General features: G+C 64.2%; 16 protein-coding genes. 6 read left to right on the forward strand and 10 right to left on the reverse strand.

Annotated features, from left to right (window positions below; translation table 11 throughout):
* Window positions 1-122 precede the first annotated feature (122 nt).
* Window positions 123-1,322, reverse strand: a complete 1,200-nt coding sequence (locus GRB80_RS08540) for a hypothetical protein (RefSeq protein ID WP_161423265.1) — start codon at window positions 1,320-1,322, stop codon at window positions 123-125.
* Between the two features lie 535 nt (window positions 1,323-1,857).
* On the opposite strand from GRB80_RS08540, the gene GRB80_RS08545 reads away from it, so the two are divergent.
* Window positions 1,858-2,886, forward strand: coding sequence for a patatin-like phospholipase family protein (locus GRB80_RS08545; protein WP_161423266.1), 1,029 nt, complete (start codon window positions 1,858-1,860; stop codon window positions 2,884-2,886).
* A 230-nt stretch (window positions 2,887-3,116) separates the two neighbouring features.
* A complete protein-coding gene (locus tag GRB80_RS08550) occupies window positions 3,117-4,511 on the forward strand; it encodes a PhoH family protein (protein WP_161423267.1) in 1,395 nt (464 codons plus the stop codon).
* Window positions 4,512-4,690: 179 nt separating this feature from the next.
* Here the strand turns inward: GRB80_RS08550 and GRB80_RS08555 are convergent, their stop codons facing one another.
* The 6 genes from GRB80_RS08555 to GRB80_RS08580 all read right to left on the reverse strand — a co-directional run bounded on the left by GRB80_RS08555 (window position 4,691) and on the right by GRB80_RS08580 (window position 10,665).
* The gene (locus GRB80_RS08555) at window positions 4,691-4,912 is read right to left on the reverse strand and encodes a hypothetical protein (protein WP_132041838.1); all 222 of its coding nucleotides are present in this window, start codon (window positions 4,910-4,912) and stop codon (window positions 4,691-4,693) included.
* 83 nt (window positions 4,913-4,995) lie between these two features.
* The gene (locus tag GRB80_RS08560) at window positions 4,996-6,333 is read right to left on the reverse strand and encodes a sensor domain-containing diguanylate cyclase (protein ID WP_272922881.1); all 1,338 of its coding nucleotides are present in this window, start codon (window positions 6,331-6,333) and stop codon (window positions 4,996-4,998) included.
* Between the two features lie 140 nt (window positions 6,334-6,473).
* The gene (gene trpB / locus GRB80_RS08565) at window positions 6,474-7,676 is read right to left on the reverse strand and encodes a tryptophan synthase subunit beta (RefSeq protein WP_132041840.1); all 1,203 of its coding nucleotides are present in this window, start codon (window positions 7,674-7,676) and stop codon (window positions 6,474-6,476) included.
* 103 nt (window positions 7,677-7,779) lie between these two features.
* The gene (locus tag GRB80_RS08570; protein WP_132041841.1) at window positions 7,780-8,448 is read right to left on the reverse strand and encodes an alpha/beta hydrolase; all 669 of its coding nucleotides are present in this window, start codon (window positions 8,446-8,448) and stop codon (window positions 7,780-7,782) included.
* Window positions 8,449-8,598: 150 nt separating this feature from the next.
* A complete protein-coding gene (locus GRB80_RS08575) occupies window positions 8,599-8,805 on the reverse strand; it encodes a cold-shock protein (RefSeq protein ID WP_023005734.1) in 207 nt (68 codons plus the stop codon).
* A gap of 213 nt (window positions 8,806-9,018) precedes the next feature.
* Window positions 9,019-10,665, reverse strand: a complete 1,647-nt coding sequence (locus GRB80_RS08580; protein WP_161423269.1) for a GMC family oxidoreductase — start codon at window positions 10,663-10,665, stop codon at window positions 9,019-9,021.
* A 64-nt stretch (window positions 10,666-10,729) separates the two neighbouring features.
* On the opposite strand from GRB80_RS08580, the gene GRB80_RS08585 reads away from it, so the two are divergent.
* On the forward strand, window positions 10,730-11,299 hold the full coding sequence (locus tag GRB80_RS08585; protein ID WP_132041843.1) for a gamma-glutamylcyclotransferase: 570 nt from the start codon (window positions 10,730-10,732) through the stop codon (window positions 11,297-11,299).
* A gap of 75 nt (window positions 11,300-11,374) precedes the next feature.
* The gene (locus GRB80_RS08590) at window positions 11,375-13,030 is read left to right on the forward strand and encodes an FMN-binding glutamate synthase family protein (RefSeq protein ID WP_161423270.1); all 1,656 of its coding nucleotides are present in this window, start codon (window positions 11,375-11,377) and stop codon (window positions 13,028-13,030) included.
* 108 nt (window positions 13,031-13,138) lie between these two features.
* Here GRB80_RS08590 and GRB80_RS08595 read toward each other — a convergent pair whose 3' ends face one another.
* On the reverse strand, window positions 13,139-13,705 hold the full coding sequence (locus tag GRB80_RS08595; protein WP_161423271.1) for an NnrU family protein: 567 nt from the start codon (window positions 13,703-13,705) through the stop codon (window positions 13,139-13,141).
* Window positions 13,706-13,839: 134 nt separating this feature from the next.
* Here GRB80_RS08595 and GRB80_RS08600 point away from each other — a divergent pair, with 134 nt between their 5' ends.
* Window positions 13,840-15,771, forward strand: a complete 1,932-nt coding sequence (locus GRB80_RS08600; protein WP_237561946.1) for an alkaline phosphatase D family protein — start codon at window positions 13,840-13,842, stop codon at window positions 15,769-15,771.
* Here the strand turns inward: GRB80_RS08600 and GRB80_RS08605 are convergent.
* Both GRB80_RS08605 and GRB80_RS08610 read right to left on the reverse strand, forming a co-directional pair.
* Window positions 15,756-16,229 (reverse strand): phosphatidylglycerophosphatase A family protein, encoded by a 474-nt coding sequence (locus tag GRB80_RS08605; RefSeq protein WP_161423273.1) that lies wholly within the window; start codon window positions 16,227-16,229, stop codon window positions 15,756-15,758. The two genes, GRB80_RS08600 and GRB80_RS08605, sit on opposite strands and share 16 nt — an antisense overlap.
* Complete coding sequence (locus GRB80_RS08610) at window positions 16,229-16,990, reverse strand: tellurite resistance TerB family protein (protein ID WP_161423274.1); 762 nt, start codon at window positions 16,988-16,990, stop codon at window positions 16,229-16,231. The genes GRB80_RS08605 and GRB80_RS08610 overlap by 1 nt, the downstream gene beginning before the upstream one ends.
* 133 nt (window positions 16,991-17,123) lie before the next feature.
* On the opposite strand from GRB80_RS08610, the gene GRB80_RS08615 reads away from it, so the two are divergent.
* Complete coding sequence (locus GRB80_RS08615) at window positions 17,124-18,407, forward strand: threonine ammonia-lyase (protein WP_237561947.1); 1,284 nt, start codon at window positions 17,124-17,126, stop codon at window positions 18,405-18,407.
* Window positions 18,408-18,511 lie beyond the last annotated feature (104 nt).

Below are 18,511 nucleotides of genomic sequence, written 5' to 3' on the forward strand. Positions count from 1 at the left end.
GAACTCCCGAACTCCGTGAACTCTCGAACTCCAATCCCCAGGGCGCTTCATCAAGGAGCCAGTGGAGGTTCCTCCACCGGCTCCCGACTCTTGCGTCGTTGCAGCGCGTCACGCGCTCCGGATCAGTTGCCGATGCTCACGTTGCTGTGAGCCGCCACGCTGGTACCGGACAGCTGCGAGTTATAGAGGCCGGTGGACACGTTCATGTTGTTGATGCCACCGAACACCCCGCCTCCCACGGCGACGTTGGCCGCGCCTGTGGTCAGGAATGCCGCACCGCCGTTACCGCCGTTGCCGCCGGCACCGCCACCACCTGCATAAGCGTAGGCGTCACCTGTGGCAGCACTGCCGCCACCGCCGCCGCCGCCGTAGCCGTCGCCGCCGGCGCCGGCCACTGCGCTGGCCCAGCCGGTACCGGTGCCGTCGCCGCCAGCACCGGAACCAGTGCCGCTGCCGCTACCGCTACCGTTGCCGGTGCCGCTGCCTGCACCTCCAGTGCCGGCCGTCGCCCCGGAAGAGGCACCCGCCGAGGAGTTGGCATTCTGGGAACCACCCGCACCACCGGGAGCGAGGAAGCCGCCTGAGCCGCCATCACCGTTCTGGTCGTTGTCGGCATTGGAGGCAGCGAGAGCGCCACTGCCAGCATCGGCACTACCGCCTACGCCGAAGCCAGTGCCGGTTCCTGTTCCGGTACCTGTACCGGTACCGGTACCGGCACCACCGGTACCGCCGCCAAGACCTAGCGCACCGGCATTGCCACCGCTAGCGCCATTTCCATTACCGCCATTACCGCCGACACCCAGCCCGACGTTGAGGGAGAATGCCGCTCCGCCAGCGCCCCCGGCAGCACCGGCAGCACCGGCACCACCATTGATATTGATGCGAGCTCCGGTAACGGTTGACGTCATATCCTGGCGAGAGATCACACTGGTGGAGGTGTTGTAGGACTCGCTCATGGCCCAGGCGTCGCCGCCGCGGCCGGTAGAGCCGCCCATGCCGCCCATGCCGGTACCACTACCATAGCCGCCTGAGCCTGCACCGCCGGTGCCACCGGCCCCACCGGACCCGCCACCGCCCAGCAGGCCGCTGTCGTTGTCGTCTCCGCCATCGGCACTACCGCCGGTACCAGCACCACCAGCACCAAAGCCGAGTCCTGATCCTCCTGTAGAACTACCGCTAGAGCCTCCCACGGCAGTGGCGGTAGAGTTCACGTCCTGATCAGCTCCATCAGAGAAGGTGGCGGTCGGGTTGGCATGTGCCGTTGAAATGGCCATTACCAGGGCCAGCAGAGGCGTACCCGCGAGTACAAGATGCTTTTTCATGATCATGTCTCCATTGGTTGTTGCTGCTGCAGCCTACGAACCCGCGCCACCGCTCTGACCCACATACATTCCGGTCCCCTGAATGACGCTCGCGTTCGCAGTCACCAATCATTAAGCAACCACCATGCCATCTAATCGGCCATGACCTGTAACACATGACAACACAAAGAAACTTTTCTCTTTTCGTCCTGGCCAATAGCGGCATTGCTCCTGGCCAAGACGAACAGAAACTGTCCAACTGATGAGACAGTCGGAGGCTACATTGGCCTATATCTGGATACTTCCCGCACCACTTAGGGTTCAGGGAGACTCTGAAAAGTGCCGCATTTATAAGACAATTAGGCAGTATCACTAACTTTTCAGTCGATCTCATTTACCACTACACATGACAACGTTCCGGCTTCCGAAGACTGGTCACCAGATCGGGATTCAACTTCGTACACAGACCATGTCGTAGCCGCCTGTTCCTCGCCGATCGCTACCGCTATGCTGCGGCGATACATCGCCGCATTATCGACACCCGACGAGGAGAAGCATGAAAGAGACCAAACGCATCGATCTGGCACTACAGGGTGGCGGCGCCCATGGCGCCTTTACCTGGGGCGTCATGGACCGCCTGCTGGAGGATCCCCGCATCGAGATTGAGGGGATCAGTGGTACCAGCGCCGGTGCCATGAACGGTGTGGTCATGGCCGACGCCCTGACCCGCGGCGACCGTGACACCGCCCGCCAGGCACTGCATGACTTCTGGCAGGCGGTCAGCCGAGCCGGCATGGCCAGCCCTATCCGCCGCGGCCCACTGAACATATTGACCGACAACTGGAGCCTGGACCACTCGCCGGGCTATGTGGCCATGGATCTGATGAGCCGGCTGCTCTCGCCCTATCAGCTCAATCCCTTCGACCTCAACCCTCTGCGTGACATCGTCGCCGAGCGCGTCGACTTCGAGCGAGTACGCCGCTGCCAGGATCTCTATCTCTTCGTCACCGCCACCAATGTGCGTAGCGGCAAGCAGCGCATCTTCAAGCGCGAGGAGATGAGTCTCGATGCGGTGATGGCCTCGGCCTGCCTGCCCACGGTCTTCAAGGCCGTGGAGATCGACGGTGAGGCCTACTGGGATGGTGGCTACATGGGCAATCCCTCGCTGATGCCACTGATGGAGAACTGCAAATCCCGGGATATCGTCATCGTGCAGATCAACCCGATCTATCGCGAGGCACTTCCCACCAGCGCCGCGGCAATAATGAACCGTCTCAACGAGATCACCTTCAACGCCTCGCTGATCAAGGAGGTGCGAATGATCGCCATGCTCCAACGCCTGCTGGGCGACCAGGGGGTGGATATCGGCTGCTATGCCGGCACCCTCTTTCACCGCATCATCGGCGATGAGGTGCTGGACGAGCTCTCCGTCTCGAGCAAGATGAATGCGGAGTGGCCCTTTCTCTGTCATCTGCGTGACGCGGGACGCAAGACCGCCGAGGCGTGGCTTGCAGAGCACTTTTCAGCCCTCGGGCACCACTCCACCCTGGACGTGGAGCAGGTCTATCAGACTGAGGAGCCGTGACCTGCGTTGACACTCCGCAAGCCCCCCACCTTGCCAGCACCGGAACGGCCCACCATGCTCAGCAATGCGGGGGCACCACTCGCCCCGCCACAGTCCAGGCCAGAGGAGGGGTATCTCAGCGCTACTGACACCGTCAGTCCGCTGTCACCTTCCTGACATCGCGAGCTGACAGTGTCGACATCGGGGTGTCACATGACGCCCGTCTAGCGACATTCAGGAGAGCTGCGCCGATGGTACGCATCGACAAGAAGGCCACCCGGCTGTACGTGCTGGACACCAACGTGCTGCTGCACGACCCCGCCTCCATCTACCAATTCGATGAGCATGAAGTCGTCATCCCCATGACCGTGCTCGAAGAGCTCGACAAGCACAAGAACGGCATCCGCGAGATCGCCCGCTCGGCCCGTCAGGTCAGTCGCACCCTGTCAGAGCTCACCGCCAATGTCGGTCTCGACCAGATCCGCGATGGCATCCCCATACCGCGCCTCAATGGCCCCGAAGGCCGCCTGCGCCTGCTCTGCTATACCGACCTGACCACCCTCGAAACACTGGACGACAGCCCCGACAACCGCATCCTCGCCGAAACCTGCCGACTACATGGCGAACGCAGTGACGCCTCGGTGATCCTGATCACCAAGGACATCAACCTGCGGGTCAAGGCCGCTGCCCTCGGCGTACCAGTGGAGGATTACCTCACCGATCGCGTCTTCACCGATAGCGACGCTATGCTGGAAGGGGTCAAGATCTACTCCAATACCGGAAGTGAACTATGGAACGACCTCGCCCTTGATGTCACGGTGGAGCGCGACCACCAACACCTCACCTACCACCTGAACGGCCAGATCCCCGTCGTCTGGCATCCGGGGATGCTGGTCGCCGACGACGAGGCCGGCTTCGAGGCCGTGGTGCGCGAGGTAGGCGACAAACACGCTCGCCTGGAGCTGTTGACCAACTATCGACACGGCGCCAGCGTCTGGGGAGTGCATGCCAGTGATTGCCGCCAGAACTTCGCCTTCAACCTGCTGATGGACGATGACATCGACCTCGTCACCATCGCCGGAAGCGCCGGCACCGGCAAGACCTTCATGACCCTGGCCGCGGCCTTTCAACAGACCCTGGACAGCAAGCGGTTCGAGCGCATGGTCTTTACCCGCGCCCCCATCTCGATGAGCGAAGATATCGGTTTCCTGCCGGGCACAGAGGAGGAGAAGATGTCGCCCTGGATGGGGGCCTTCCATGACAACATGGATAACCTGCTGCGCAATGAAGACGGCGAGTCCAGCTGGGACAACGGCGCCACTCGCCAGCTGCTTGGCGCCCGTGTCCAGATACGGGCTCCCGGCTTCATGCGCGGTCGCACCCTCAACGACACCTTCCTGATCATCGACGAGGCACAGAACTTTACGCCCAAGCAGCTCAAGTCACTGGTTACTCGAGCCGGGCGCAACACCAAGATTGTCTGCCTGGGCAACGTGGGACAGATCGATACGCCTTATCTCACCGCCAATACCTGTGGCATGGCGGCGCTGGTGCAGCGCTTCCGCGACTGGCCCCATGCGGGCCACGTAACCCTCAAGAGCGTGGAGCGCTCTCGCCTGGCACTGGCCGGGGAGGAGCTGCTTTAACCCGGCTATGCCGGAAACTGTAAGCCGTGATCTGTAAATAAGTGCCTGCTCTCTCCGCGAATTCAAGTTCGCGGAGGGAGGGGCAATAAGGGCGGGAGATCTAACCTTCGTGCAGCAAGCCACGCTTCCACTTCATAGTGGAGTGACCATGGAAGCTGTGCTTTTATCAAGAGCAGTGTTCAGCGGTTGCGATTGACGGCTGATTCGATCAGCGCCTCGCTCTGGCTGCCGGGTCCTTGCCGGAGTACCGTCTGGGCCTCATGCCATAGACAGATCATCTTGCCGCAGGAAGCACAATGCACCTTGTCATCGGGATTCTTTACCCGAGAGACACGCATCAGATGGCTGCCGCAGCTCGGACAGGGCACCGGCAGGCGCAGATCTTCGGATAGTCCGGTCATGCTAATGCTCTCCCTCTATCTGGGACTGGTGTAATGCCACCGTGTCCAGGTGGCATTCGCATTGCCAACTCTCCTTCGTTTTCTTACTGAGCTTCGGGAGCCTGTACGAGCGTCTCTGGTCCGCAGATTCGATTTCGACCGGCACGCTTGGCGCGGTAAAGCGCGCGATCCGCCTGGGCGAGTCCCGACTCCAGCGAGGTATCGCCACCGAACACCGCAAGCCCCACGCTGACGGTAAAGCGTACCGTCTCGCTCTCCGTCTCCAGCGCAATGGCGGCCACCGCTTGCCGCACGCGCTCCAGCATGTTCCAGGCCTCTTTCGGCTGACTATCCACCAGAACCACGGCAAACTCCTCTCCACCGATACGGGCAAAAAGGTCATAGGGGCGCAGCGATTCACGACAGGTCGTGGCGAAGGCCTGCAGCGCCAGGTCCCCCAGACCATGACCGTAGGTGTCGTTCAGGTTCTTGAAATGATCGATATCAAGCATGGCCAGCGAGAGCGTCTCACCGTGGCGGGCGACACGGGCCAGCGCCGCCTCGCCCTGCTCGAAAAAGGCACGCCGGTTGAGGGCTCCGGTCAACATATCGGTAGCCACCAGCCGCTGCACACGATGCTCGACCTGCTTGCGCTCATCGATATCGATCAGCAGACCATCCCACATCACGTCGCCATCGCCACGTACCTGGGGCGTAGCACGAGCCTCAACCCAACGCTCCCCATGGGGTAACGTAATGCGAAATTCAAGTTGCCAGGGCTTAAGTGATACCGTGGACTGGGCCAGACTGGTCTCCAGGCGCTGTCGATCATCCACAGGCAAACGGCCGAGCAGGGATTCGGGGTCGTCCAGGCACTGTTCCGGTATCAAGCCGAACTGTACACGAAGTGCCGCACTGAAGTAGAGGAACTCGAGCCGACCATCGCTATCCTGTCGAAGACGAAACAGCACGCCCGGCACCCTGGAGGCAGTACCTTCAAGGCGCTCCAGCAGCTGACGATCATAAAAAGCCCGCTGGCGCATGCCGGTGACATCATACTGAATGACCAGCAGACGCAGGGGGGCATGATCGCGCACCAGTGGTTGGATCAGCGTAGTCTGATGACGCAGTGAACCATCGGCACGCCGACACAGCAGCAGGCCTCGCCAAGGCTTCAGAGTCGTCATGCTCTGCTCGATGGCCTGTGCAAAATCACCATGCAATGGATCGAGGTCGAGCGTCACGGCGCGCCTGCCGAGAAGCTGCCTGGGAGGGAAGCCGGCATGGCGCTCGAAGTCAGGGTTGACCTGGCGCACCACTCCCTGCTCGTCGAGTAGCATGACGCTTCCCGGATAGTACTCCAGTAGTAGAGCATCAATCGCAGGCTCCCTGCCGCGTCTGTCACGCCACCACTTCCGCCATCTCGACCCAGTTGCTGCCATCTCATCACCCCACGATGTTCCTTGTACGCTAAACGGGCTTTTCCATGCCCTTTACCAGCCTAGCCCAGTTTCCCCTGGGCAGGCACGCCCCTTGCCATATCGGCAAGCATGGCGCCCCCTCTCGGCGATGCTTAATGTGGCTAGAGCCCTAGCCGCCCGGCCACATAGTCGGCATCCTTGTCTCCCCGACCGGAGAGATTCACCAGGATATGTTGATCGGCCGGCAGGCTCGGTGCCACACGCATGGCCCAGGCTACCGCATGAGCACTCTCCAGTGCGGGAATGATGCCCTCCACTCGAGAAAGCGTCAGGAAGGCCTCCAGGCACTCGTCGTCGCTGACGCTCTGGTAGTCGACGCGCCCCAGCTCCTTGAGGTAGCTGTGCTGGGGCCCTACCCCGGGGTAGTCGAGGCCCGAGGCGATGGAGTGGACCGGCATCGGGTTGCCCGTCTCGTCCTCCAGCACATAGCAGGCCATGCCATGCAGCTCACCCGGCTTGCCCAGGGTCAGGGTGGCCGAGTGGCGCTGGGTGTCGAGTCCTTCACCGGCGGGCTCCACGCCTACCAGATGCACCCCTTCATCCTCGAGAAAGGCGGTGAACATGCCGATGGCATTGGAGCCACCGCCCACGCAGGCCACTACATGCTCGGGCAGGTGACCATGCCGCTGGAGGAACTGGTCACGCGCCTCGCGGCCGATGATCGACTGGAAATCACGTACCATCTTCGGGAAGGGGTGCGGCCCCACCACCGAACCGATGGCGTAGATGAAATTCTGAGGATCCTTGAGGTACTCCTCGAAGGCGCTGTCCACGGCATCCTTGAGAGTCGCCGTACCGCGCGTCACCGGAACCAGGGTGGCCCCAAGAATCTTCATCTTGGTGACGTTGGGGTGCTCCTTCTCGATATCCACCTGTCCCATGTGGATCTCGCAGGGAATCCCCACCAGGGCACAGGCGGTGGCCAGGGCCACGCCATGCTGACCGGCACCGGTCTCGGCAATCACCTTGGTCTTGCCCATGAACCTGGCAAGCAGCGCCTCACCCAGGCAGTGATTGATCTTGTGGGCGCCGGTGTGATTTAGATCCTCACGCTTGAGGTGTACCTGGGCACCGCCCAGCGTGGCGGAGAGTCGTCGGGCATGGAAGATCGGGCTAGGTCGCCCCACATAATCGGCGAAGAGCTCGGCCAGCTCCTGGCGAAAATCATCGCGCAGGCGGATCTCCTCGTAGGCCGCATCGATCTCGTCCATCACGACCTTGAGATCCGGCGGAATCAGCTGACCGCCGAAGCGACCGAAATAACCCTGTGCATCGGGAAGGTTGGCATAGGGGGAAGCATTCATGGTGTGGGTCCTGCGGGCATGGGAATCGTTACCGATATCCTGCCCGCAGGGGATCAGGCTGTCGAGGCGACCTTTGGCGACGCCCGATGTGAGAGAGTGGCTCTCAGTTCACCAGCCGCTTGCTTAGCCAGTGGCCAATATCCGTCACCTGCTGAGGGCAGACGGCATGCGCCATGGGGTACTGACGGTAATGGGCGGGATAGCCCAGTGACTTGACCTTCTCGAAGCCTGCGCGCCCCAGCGCCTCGGGCACCACCGGGTCGAAACTGCCGTGATGCACCTCAATGGCCAGCTCGCGGTTGGCCTCGGCCAGGGAGATGCTCTCGGCGGTCGCGAAGTAGGTGGAGAGCGCCAGTAGCCCCCCTAGAGGCCGCTCGAAGGAGAGCGCCGCCTGATAGGCGACCGCGCCCCCCTGGGAGAAGCCGGCCAGGATGATGCGCCGACTCTCGATACCGAGATCGATCTGCTCACGCACCAGCCCCTGAATGCGCTCGGCCGAATGTATCAACTGCGCCTCGTCGACACGACGGTCGAGGCTCATCTCCTTGATGTCATACCAGGCCGGCATCACCATGCCACCATTGATGGTCACCGGGAGGCGTGGTGCGTGGGGCAGAATAAAACGCACACTGGCATCGGCCGGCAACGACAGCGCCGGCACCAGCGGCTCGAAGTCGCGCCCATCGGCGCCCAGGCCGTGCAGGATAAAGACGCAGGCGTCGGCGGGCTTGCCGCCCTTGGGGTCGATGATCAGCTCACCGGGCTCGCTCATGGTCAGGGGTCTCCAGCGGAAAAAGGCTCACCCTAGCGCAATGTGCACGGGCTGGCCATGGTGGGGCCGGTGCCCCAGACAGCAGAAAGGCCCGCCGAGGCGAGCCTTTCATCGTACTGCAGGCATCTCTGCCCGGGCAGTTACATCAGATCAGTCGATGACCTTGATGTTGGAGGCCTGGAGGCCCTTCTTGCCCTGAGTGACCTCGAAGGAGACCTTCTGGCCGTCCTGCAGGGTCTTGAAGCCGTCGGCCTGGATCTCGGAGAAGTGTGCGAACAGGTCGTCGCCGCTGTCGTCCGGAGAGATGAAGCCGTAGCCCTTGGTGTCATTGAACCACTTGACAGTACCGGTAGCCATTATCGAATTCCTCTAATAGCACTTTGATTTTGCCGGGTAATACCCGAGTTGCAGTGGGTAAAACAAGAAACGTTCCCGGGAAAATCGAGTCGCGCTAGAGCGTTCGATGCCTACCTGGGGTGTTACGACTTGCTAACCAACTGCCCCCAGCATGCGCTCTTGGCGAGAGAAGGTCAAACACTATTTGCCTTGGCTCACCAGAGAGCGGCCCGTTTATTCGCCTCTCAGAACCCAGCGGGCGGCCTTCTCGGCAATCATCAGGGTCGGCGAATTGGTGTTACCGCTGGTAATGGTAGGCATCACGCTGGCATCCACCACCCGTAGCCCGGCCACGCCGCGCACCCGCAGGTGGGCATCCACGACCGCCATGGGGTCGTCGTCACGCCCCATCTTCGCGGTGCCCACCGGGTGAAAGATGGTTGTGCCGATATCGCCGGCCAGGCGCACCAGATCATCGTCACTCTGATACTCCACCCCTGGCTTGACCTCCTCCGGTGAATACCTGGCAAAGGCTGGCTGAGCGGCGATTCGTCGCGTGACACGCAGCGAGTCCGCCGCCACCTTGCGATCCTCGGGTGTGCTCAGGTAGTTGGGGGCGATGGCCGGTGCCTGACGCGGATCGGCACTCCTGATGCGCACCGTGCCACGGCTGGTGGGATTGAGGTTGCACACACTGGCGGTGATCGCGGGGAAGTCATCCAGGGGCTGACCGAACGCCGGCAGGCTCAACGGCTGCACATGGTACTCGAGATTGGGGTGCGCGTACTCGTCGCTGCTACGCGTGAAGGCGCCCAGCTGCGAGGGTGCCATGCTCATGGGGCCAGAGCGCTTGAGCATGTACTCCAACCCGATCTTTGCCTTGCCCATCAGCGAGGTGGCCATGGTGTTGAGGGTCCTGGCGCCGCTGACGCGATAGACCGAACGGATCTGCAGATGATCCTGCAGGTTCTCGCCCACCCCGGGCAGATCGGCCACTACGGGGATATCGTGCTCGGCGAGAAGGCTCGCCGGCCCGATACCGGAGAGTTGCAGCAGCTGGGGTGAGCCGATCGCACCGGCACACAGGATCACCTCGCGTGCGGCGCGGGCCAGCTGCTCCTTGCCGCCCCGCTGCACGCGCACTCCACTGGCCCGCGGCTGCCCCGCGTCGCGGGCAATCTCCAGCTCCAACACCTGACTGGAGTGCCAGACGCTCAGATTGCTGCGCTTCTCGACCCCGTGCAGGAAGGCCTTGGCGGTGTTCCAGCGCCAGCCTCGGCGCTGATTGACGTCGAAGTAGGCGACACCCTCATTGTCACCCCGGTTGAAGTCCCGGGTGCGGGGGATGCCGGCCTCCACCGCCGCGGTCGCGAAGTCGTCCAGTACCTGCCAGCTCAAGCGCTGCTTCTCCACACGCCACTCACCACCATGGCCATGATAATCGGCATGTTCGGCATCGGCGTCGCCGCCACTGTCCAGGCGGTAGTGGTGTTCGTGGCGCTTGAAGTCCTCCAGGCAGCTCTCCCAGCTCCACTCTGGCTCGCCGGTCAGCTCGGCCCAGCCATCATAGTCTCGGGCCTGGCCGCGCATATAAATCATGCCGTTGATGCTCGAGCAGCCGCCCAGTGTCCTGCCGCGCGGATAGATCAGTGAACGGCCATTGAGGCCGGCATCGGGCTCGGTGCGAAAACGCCAGTCGGTTCGCGGGTTGTCGATACAGTAGAGATAGCCCACCGGGATATGGATCCAGTGGTAGTTGTCGCGCCCTCCCGCTTCGATCAACAGCACCCGGTTGGTGGGGTCAGCGCTCAGGCGGTTGGCCATCAGGCATCCGGCGGTGCCGGCGCCTACTACGATATAGTCGAATTCTTGTTCAGCCATGGCGTGAGTTGTCGCAATATGTTGTGGTCATTGTTAGGCAATTAAGCAAACCATAAGGAGCGCAATGAGTCACGACACCACCCGACTTAACCGCGAACGAAACCACTTCGCCGGCCACGAGGCCATCTGGCTGTTTGGCTATGGCTCACTGATCTGGAAGGCCGGCTTCCCCTATCTGGAGCGGCGCCCGGCACATATTCACGGCTGGGTGCGACGCTTCTGGCAAGGCTCCCACGACCATCGCGGTACCCAGGCGGCCCCGGGCCGCGTGGCCACCCTGGTGCGCGAACCGGAGGCGGTCTGCCACGGCATGGCCTACCGCATCACCCCGGAGGTGCTCGCGCCGCTCGATGTGCGCGAGAAGAACGGCTACCTGCGCGAGGTCACCACGCTGTGCTTCGACGATGAGCTCGGCGGCAGCACCCAGGGGCTGGTCTACCTGGCCGGCGCCGACAACGCCGCCTATCTCGGCGAGGCGCCACTGGATGCCATCGCCGAACAGATCGCCGCCTCTCATGGCCCCAGTGGCCCCAACCGCGACTACCTGGTCAACCTGGCCGCGGCACTGCGCGAGCTCGAGGTCGAGGATGAGCACGTCTTCGCCCTGGCCGCTCGTCTGCCTCCGGCCGATTGACGCTGCCCTTAATGTTGCCCTGCACGCCCCCTGCAGTGAGCTCCCTCACCGAATCACCGAAAACCGGAGTGCGTCATGTTCCGCCTGTCACCTCTCGCATCGTTTCCCCTGCGTTTCAGCGCCTACGCACTCAGCCTGCTTGGCCTGATCGTCAGCCTGATCGGCCTTACCTTCGCCGACGCCGACTGGGGATGGGGCGTGCTCGTCTTCGGTCTGCTCACGGCGCTGGGCACCTATGATGTGTGCCAGCGCGGCCGCACGGTCAGCCGTAACTACCCGATCCTGGCCCATCTGCGCTACAACCTGGAGTCGTTCGGCCCCGAGATACGCCAGTACTTTATCCAGAGTGATACCGAGGAGGTGCCCTTCTCTCGCGAACAGCGCCGGCTGATCTACCAGCGCGCCAAGAATGTCAGCGACAAGCGCCCCTTCGGCTCGCTTCACCATATGCGCCACCCCGGCTACGAATGGATGAGTCCCTCCCTGGCGCCGGCTCATATCGATCCTTCCAGCCTGCGTCTCACCGTGGGAGCAGAACGCGCCAAACCCTACTCGGCCAGCGTGTTCAATATCTCGGCGATGAGCTTCGGCGCGCTGTCCGCCAACGCCATCAGTGCCCTCAACGATGGCGCCTGCGAAGGCGGCTTCTATCACGACACCGGCGAAGGGGCCATCTCGCCCTATCATCGTCGCGGCGGCGACCTGGTGTGGGAGATTGGATCGGGTTACTTCGGCTGCCGCAACGAGGCCGGCGACTTCGACCCCGAGCGCTTCCGCGAGAACGCCCGAGACAACGCCGTCAGGATGATCGAGATCAAGCTTTCCCAGGGCGCCAAGCCGGGTCACGGCGGTATCCTGCCCGGCGCCAAGGTCACCGAGGAGATCGCCAGCACCCGTGGCGTCCCCCCGGGGCGCGACGTCATCTCCCCGGCGGCTCACACTGCCTTCACCACCCCTCGCGAGCTGATCGACTTTATCGTGCGGTTGCGTGAACTGGCCGGCGACAAGCCGGTGGGCATCAAGCTGGCCATCGGCCCCCCCTGGGAGTGGTTCGCCATCGTCAAGGCGATGCTCGACACCGGCGAGCACCCCGACTTCGTGGTGGTCGACGGCGGTGAAGGCGGCACCGGCGCCGCCCCCCTGGAGTTCATCAACCGCCTGGGAATGCCGCTGGACGAGGCCCTGCTGCTGGTCCACAACACCCTGGTGGGGGCCGGCCTGAGAGATCGCGTATGCCTGGCCGCGGCCGGCAAGCTGGTCAATGCCTTCGATATCGCCCGCGCCATGGCGCTGGGAGCCGACTGGTGCAACGCTGCCCGGGGCTTCATATTTGCCCTGGGCTGCATCCAGGCCCGCAGCTGCCACACCGACCGCTGCCCCAGCGGCGTGGCCACCCAGGATACCCTGCGCGGCAGCCGCCTGGACGTGCCGACCAAGGCGCACCGGGTAGCAAGCTTCCATGCCAACACCGTTGCCGCCCTGGCCGAGATGCTCGGCGCCGCGGGGCTTCACCACTCCTCCGAGCTGGGGCCCGAGCACATCTCACACCGCCTCACTCGCCACGAGGTAAAGAGTTTCGCCGAGCTCCACGACTTCCTGACCCCGGGCGAGCTGCTGGTGGGCGGTGCCGAACGCCACCCGGTATTTCGCGACTACTGGGAGAGTGCCAGCGCCGACAGCTTCGCCCCACCCGAGACGCTGGCGAAGCTGCGCGACAGCAAGCTCTACTAGCCCACTCCACCATCCGACAGGAGGGCCCGGCGTTTGATGCGCCGGGCCCTCTTCAGCATGCCTGCGTTGTCTGCCGGGCAGCGCGCTGCGCGAAGGCGAGTGAACGCCTTACATCACCGGCACGCCGATCAGCCAAGTGTGCAGGTAGAACGCGAACACGAGATAGGCCACCAGGCCGACTACCACGGTCGTGACGGTGCCCGCCGCACTTGGGGCCGCCATCTCTACACGTGGACGACGGCGAGCCGACCGAAAATCGAGGATCGCCCACACCAGGAAGGCGCCGAACAACACGATATCGCCCAGCCGCCCGTTGGCCAACAGATGAGCGAAGGCCCACAGCTTCACGCCCAGGATCATCGGATGACCCAGCCTCGCCTTGAGGTGATTGCGCGGCACATACGCCGCCGCCAGCAGCACGAAGGCGGGTATCATGAACAGCGCCACCACATGACGCAGCGCCACCGGCGGCTGCCAGATCCACACTGGATCCAGGCGCGTCTGCCCATAGCCCCAGATCACCAAGGCCAGACCAAGAATCGAAACTACCGAGTAGGCCGCCTTCCAGGGCAGCTCACCCATTCGCCGTATCCGGGCGCCTCGCCAGTCATCGGCCAGAATGCGCACCGAGTGCGTCCCGAGAAAGATCAACAGGCCGATCAGCAGCACTGTCATGGTCGTATCTCCATCAATGAAAAAGGGGCGGCGTGGAACAAAGCCGCAGCCAGCGTAGTCGGTTGACTTGGCTGGGGCCAGGGACATCGATCGCCGGGGCTCACCGAACAGACTGACATCAGCAAAGGATGGCCATGCCGCAAGATTCGACTCCCCTGCCCGATGTGCTCGCCGGCCCTCTGCTACGCCGCCTGGCTCCCGACCGCCTGGTACTGTGGCTGGCCACCAGCCGCTCCCTGTCGCTATCGCTCGAGCTGGCTCCAACGAATGAGCCGCCTCGCCGGCTAGCCATTGCCGAAGAGCATTGCCGCCGAGTGCCGGTGGGGCGACTCGCCTGGCTGTATCTGATCGACCTGCCGCTGGAGGACCCGCTGCCTCGGGATACCCTGATCGCCTACGACCTTCGCCTGCATAAGGGTGGTCAGGAGCACGGCATTGCCGACTGGGGCCCACAGCTGCTCGATGCCGATGGCGAACTGCCCACCTTCGTGCTCGCCAGTCGCCACCACCGGCTGCTGCATGGCTCCTGTCGCAAGCCCCACCACGACGGCGGCGACGGCCTGGTGCGCGCCGAGGCCTGGCTGGCCGAGCGTCTCGCGACACCCGAGGAGCGCCCCGCCTGGCTGCTGATGACCGGCGACCAGGTCTATGCCGATGATGTCGCCGGCCCCATGCTGGTGGCGATTCATGCACTGATTCATCGCCTGGAACTGTTCGACGAGCCGCTGAAGGGTGCCGTGGTGGCCGATAGCCGGGCGTTGCATGGCGACGCCGCTTACTACTACGACCGCGAGTCGCTGCTGCCCGATGTCGAGAGTTCGGAGAACCTGCGAGAGCGCTTCTTCGGCGGCGTGCGCAAGCCGATATTCACCTCGGCCAATGCTCACAACCACCTGGCCACCTTCGCCGAGATGATCGCCATGTATCTGCTGGTGTGGTCGCCGACGCCATGGGAGCTGGTCGAGGTGGGACCGCCGACGCTCGACGTCGAGCAGACGGCGCTGTTTTGCGAACAACAGACGGTGATCGAGCGCTTTGTAGCGGGACTGCCGGCCTGTGCGCGCCTGCTCGCGCGGCTGCCCACCCTGATGATCTTCGATGATCACGATATCACCGACGACTGGAACCTCACCGCCGACTGGGAGCACACCGCCTACGGCCACCCCTTCTCGCGGCGCATCATCGGCAACGCCCTGCTGGGCTACCTGCTGTGCCAGGGCTGGGGCAACGACCCCGAACGCCTGGCCGAGCCACTGGATGAGTGCACGCGTGTGCTCAGGGCTGCCAGGGCGAATGACGGCTGGCTCGACGGCGAGGCCCTGGATGCCCTGATCCAGCGTCTGCTGCGCTTCGAGGGGTGGGAGTACCAGGTGCCGGGGGAGCCACCCCTGGTGGTGCTCGATACCCGAACCCGGCGCTGGCGCAGCGAGCGCAGTCCCAAACGCCCCTCGGGGCTGATGGACTGGGAGGCGCTCAGCGACTTCCAGCAGGCGTTACTGGGCCACCCCTCGACGATCATCGTCTCGCCAGCGCCGATGTTCGGCGTCAAGCTGATCGAGGTGATCCAGAAGCTCTTTACCCTGGCCGGCAAGCCACTGGTGGTCGATGCCGAGAACTGGATGGCCCATCGCGGCGCCGCCAGCGTGCTGCTCAATATCTTCCGCCACTCGCGCACCCCGGGAAACTACGTCATCCTCTCCGGCGACGTGCATTACTCGTTCGCCTACGACATCCGCATCCGCCAGCGCAGCCACGGACCGCGGCTCTGGCAGATCACCTCCAGCGGCATCAAGAACGCCTTCCCCGATACGCTGCTCGACTGGTTCGACCGCCTGAATCGCTGGCTCTATGCCCCCTGGTCGCCGCTCAACTGGTTCACCAAGCGCAGGCGTCTGGCGATCACACCACGCGACCCGGATCGCGCCCGCGCCGGCGAGCGGCTCTGGAACGGCAGCGGGATCGGCCTGGTCGACTTCGATGAACGGGGCCGTCCCCGCGACATCCGCCAGCTCGATGCCCGCGGCTTCGAGGTGCACTTTCCACCGGGATCTCAGCAGGAAGCCTGACGCCTCCGCCAGAGCATCAAGCCGCCGGCCATCACCAGCCAGGTCATGGCCGCGGCGATCACGTCGTCGAGCACGATGCCGACACCACCGGGCATGGCCTCGACCAGGCTCACCGGCGGCGGCTTGGTGGCGTCGAACACACGATAGACCACGAAGGCGGACGCCAGCGCCAGGGGCTGACGCGCCGCCGCCTGACCCACTACCGCCACCGGAAAGGCGACGATCTCGTCGAGCACGATACGACCGTCATCCTTGCCGCCCAGCGCCTGCTCGGCCAGGTGACATACCGGCACCGCGGCCAGCAGCAGCGCCAGCGTGACCACGACCTGTATCCGCCGAGTGCGTCCCAGCAGCCACCAGGCCAGCGGCAAGCCGAGCAGCGAGCCCAGCGTGCCCGAGGCCCAGGGCGAGAGCCCCAGACCCAAGCCGGTGGCCAGGGTCATCAAGGGGTCGATCATCAACCGGCCTCCCGGGCCTGGTGCTCGAGCTCCGCGGTCACCTCCCCCGGCAGCGACAGCGCACGACCCAGCTGGTCGAGCCAGGCGCGCTCCATGGCGTTCTGCTCGTCGACCACCGCCACGCTGATCAGGTACATCTCACGGGCCGCCTGGGGTGAATCGACCTGCGCCGCCAGCGCCTCGGCGTCCAGCGGCGCCTGGAGCTGACGCTCCACCCAGGCATGCAACTCCTGGTCGGCCCCCAGGGCATCGATCTGGCCGGCGATCAACTCCCGCTCCTGCTCGTCGATATGACCGTCGGCGCGGGCGGCCATGATCATCGCCTGCAGCAGCTCCAGGCTGCGCCGCTCGCGCGCCTCTCCCCCCAGCTGCTCCACCGGCTCACCCTCGGCGGGCGCAGCACTGCCCTGCCAGCTCGACGGGGAGGAGCCGTCGCGCGAGCTCTGCCACGCCTTCCAGGCCAGCGCTCCCACGCCGGCGATGGCGCCGTACTTGAGCGCCTTGCCGCCCAGCTTGCGGCCCCGCTTGGAGCCCACCAGCAGCCCCAGGGCGCCACCGCCCAGCAGGCTCTTGACATCGATTCCCGAGCCACTGCCCCGATTATCGTCCTCCTGACGATCACCGCCCTGGCCACCGCCAAACTGACGGGAGAGGCCGTCGAGCATCCCCTTGATATCCAGGCCCTGGCCGCCCTCGTTCGACCGACTGCCGGAACCACCGGCCTGCTTCATCAGCTGCTCGAGTATTCTGCTGGCATTCATCGCGCTCTCCTCATGGCTGATCACTCGCCCCAAGGGGGCATGGGTCGACTCTATCCCAGACATCGACCTTGCAACATCCGTTTCGCTATCCATTTCGACATGCCTTTCGACATCCTCCCCCTGAGACCGCATCATGAAAACCGGACAAGAAACAGGAGCCACCCTGGCCATGAGCGTCACTCTCGATGATATTCGCACCGCCGCCGAACGCATCCGTGGCAGCGTGGAGCGTACTCCCTGCCTGCTCTCGCACACCCTGTCCCGCATCGCCGGCTGCGAGCTCTACATCAAGTTCGAGAACCATCAGTTCACCGCCGCTTTCAAGGAGCGCGGCGCACTCAACCACCTGCTGACGCTAAGCGAGCAGGAGCGACAACGCGGCGTCATCGCCATGTCCGCCGGTAACCACGCCCAGGCGGTGGCCTACCACGCGGCACGCCTGGGCATCCGTGCCACCATCGTCATGCCTCGCCATACGCCTAACCTCAAGGTGCACAACACCCGCAAGCTCGGGGCGGAAGTTCACCTCGAGGGCGAAGGAGTGGCCGAGGCCGGCGAATATGCCCACCGCCTGGCCGCCGAACGTGACCTGGTGTTCGTGCACCCCTACGACGACGAACGCATCATCGCCGGCCAGGGCACCATCGCTCTGGAGATGCTCGAGGACGCCCCCGATCTCGACACCCTGGTGATACCCATCGGCGGCGGCGGGCTGATCAGTGGCAATGCCATCGCCGCCACCGAGCTCAAGCCCGATATCGAGATCGTGGGGGTACAGACCCAGCGCTTCCCCGCCATGCAGCAGGCGCTGGCCGGAGAGGAGATCAACTGCGGCCTGGCCACCCTGGCCGAGGGCATTGCGGTCAAGCAGCCCGGCAAACTGACCCTGCCCATCGTGCGCGAGCGGGTGCGCGACATCGTGCTGGTGGACGAGCCGGAGATCGAGCGCGCCATCCTGCTGCTGCTGGAGATCGAGAAGAGCGTGGCGGAGGGCGCCGGCGCCGCCGGCCTGGCCGCCGTGCTCTCTGACCCCGAACGCTACCGTGGTCGCAAGGTGGGATTGGTGCTGTGCGGGGGCAATATCGACATGCTGGCCCTCTCCTCGGTGATTCAGCGCGGCCTGGTGCGCACCGGACGAATCGTGCGCGTGCGTGTGGCGATTCCCGACGTACCCGGCGCCCTGGCCGAGCTGACCCGGCAGCTTGCCGAGCAGCACGCCAACGTCATCCATATCGCCCACCATCGCACCTTTACCGACCTCTCGCTGCGCGCCACCGAGGTAGAGGCCACCCTGGAGACCCTGGGCAGCGACCACACCCACGAGGTGATCGAGGCGCTGCGACGCGACGGCTATGATCCAGTACTGCCGGCCAACGAGGTCCACCCGGACGAGCGTTGGGCCGGCAGCGGGAGCTGACCCGCAACGGGTCCGCCTGGTGTGACCACCCAACAGGTTGTTCCACGAGAAGCGCCAGACCTGCCCTGAGCGATGCAGCCAATCGACGATGGCCCTGCCCCCCC

The organism is Halomonas icarae (assembly GCF_009901955.1).
GTDB lineage: Bacteria > Pseudomonadota > Gammaproteobacteria > Pseudomonadales > Halomonadaceae > Halomonas > Halomonas icarae.

Bases quoted from the DNA above. Each gene is read 5' to 3' on its own strand.
- GRB80_RS08540 (WP_161423265.1), bottom strand. From the start codon at position 1,322: ATGAAAAAGCATCTTGTACTCGCGGGTACGCCTCTGCTGGCCCTGGTA.
- GRB80_RS08545 (WP_161423266.1), top strand. From the start codon at position 1,858: ATGAAAGAGACCAAACGCATCGATCTGGCACTACAGGGTGGCGGCGCC.
- GRB80_RS08550 (WP_161423267.1), top strand. From the start codon at position 3,117: ATGGTACGCATCGACAAGAAGGCCACCCGGCTGTACGTGCTGGACACC.
- GRB80_RS08555 (WP_132041838.1), bottom strand. From the start codon at position 4,912: ATGACCGGACTATCCGAAGATCTGCGCCTGCCGGTGCCCTGTCCGAGC.
- GRB80_RS08560 (WP_272922881.1), bottom strand. From the start codon at position 6,333: ATGGCAGCAACTGGGTCGAGATGGCGGAAGTGGTGGCGTGACAGACGC.
- trpB (WP_132041840.1), bottom strand. From the start codon at position 7,676: ATGAATGCTTCCCCCTATGCCAACCTTCCCGATGCACAGGGTTATTTC.
- GRB80_RS08570 (WP_132041841.1), bottom strand. From the start codon at position 8,448: ATGAGCGAGCCCGGTGAGCTGATCATCGACCCCAAGGGCGGCAAGCCC.
- GRB80_RS08575 (WP_023005734.1), bottom strand. From the start codon at position 8,805: ATGGCTACCGGTACTGTCAAGTGGTTCAATGACACCAAGGGCTACGGC.
- GRB80_RS08580 (WP_161423269.1), bottom strand. From the start codon at position 10,665: ATGGCTGAACAAGAATTCGACTATATCGTAGTAGGCGCCGGCACCGCC.
- GRB80_RS08585 (WP_132041843.1), top strand. From the start codon at position 10,730: ATGAGTCACGACACCACCCGACTTAACCGCGAACGAAACCACTTCGCC.
- GRB80_RS08590 (WP_161423270.1), top strand. From the start codon at position 11,375: ATGTTCCGCCTGTCACCTCTCGCATCGTTTCCCCTGCGTTTCAGCGCC.
- GRB80_RS08595 (WP_161423271.1), bottom strand. From the start codon at position 13,705: ATGACAGTGCTGCTGATCGGCCTGTTGATCTTTCTCGGGACGCACTCG.
- GRB80_RS08600 (WP_237561946.1), top strand. From the start codon at position 13,840: ATGCCGCAAGATTCGACTCCCCTGCCCGATGTGCTCGCCGGCCCTCTG.
- GRB80_RS08605 (WP_161423273.1), bottom strand. From the start codon at position 16,229: ATGATCGACCCCTTGATGACCCTGGCCACCGGCTTGGGTCTGGGGCTC.
- GRB80_RS08610 (WP_161423274.1), bottom strand. From the start codon at position 16,990: ATGAATGCCAGCAGAATACTCGAGCAGCTGATGAAGCAGGCCGGTGGT.
- GRB80_RS08615 (WP_237561947.1), top strand. From the start codon at position 17,124: ATGAAAACCGGACAAGAAACAGGAGCCACCCTGGCCATGAGCGTCACT.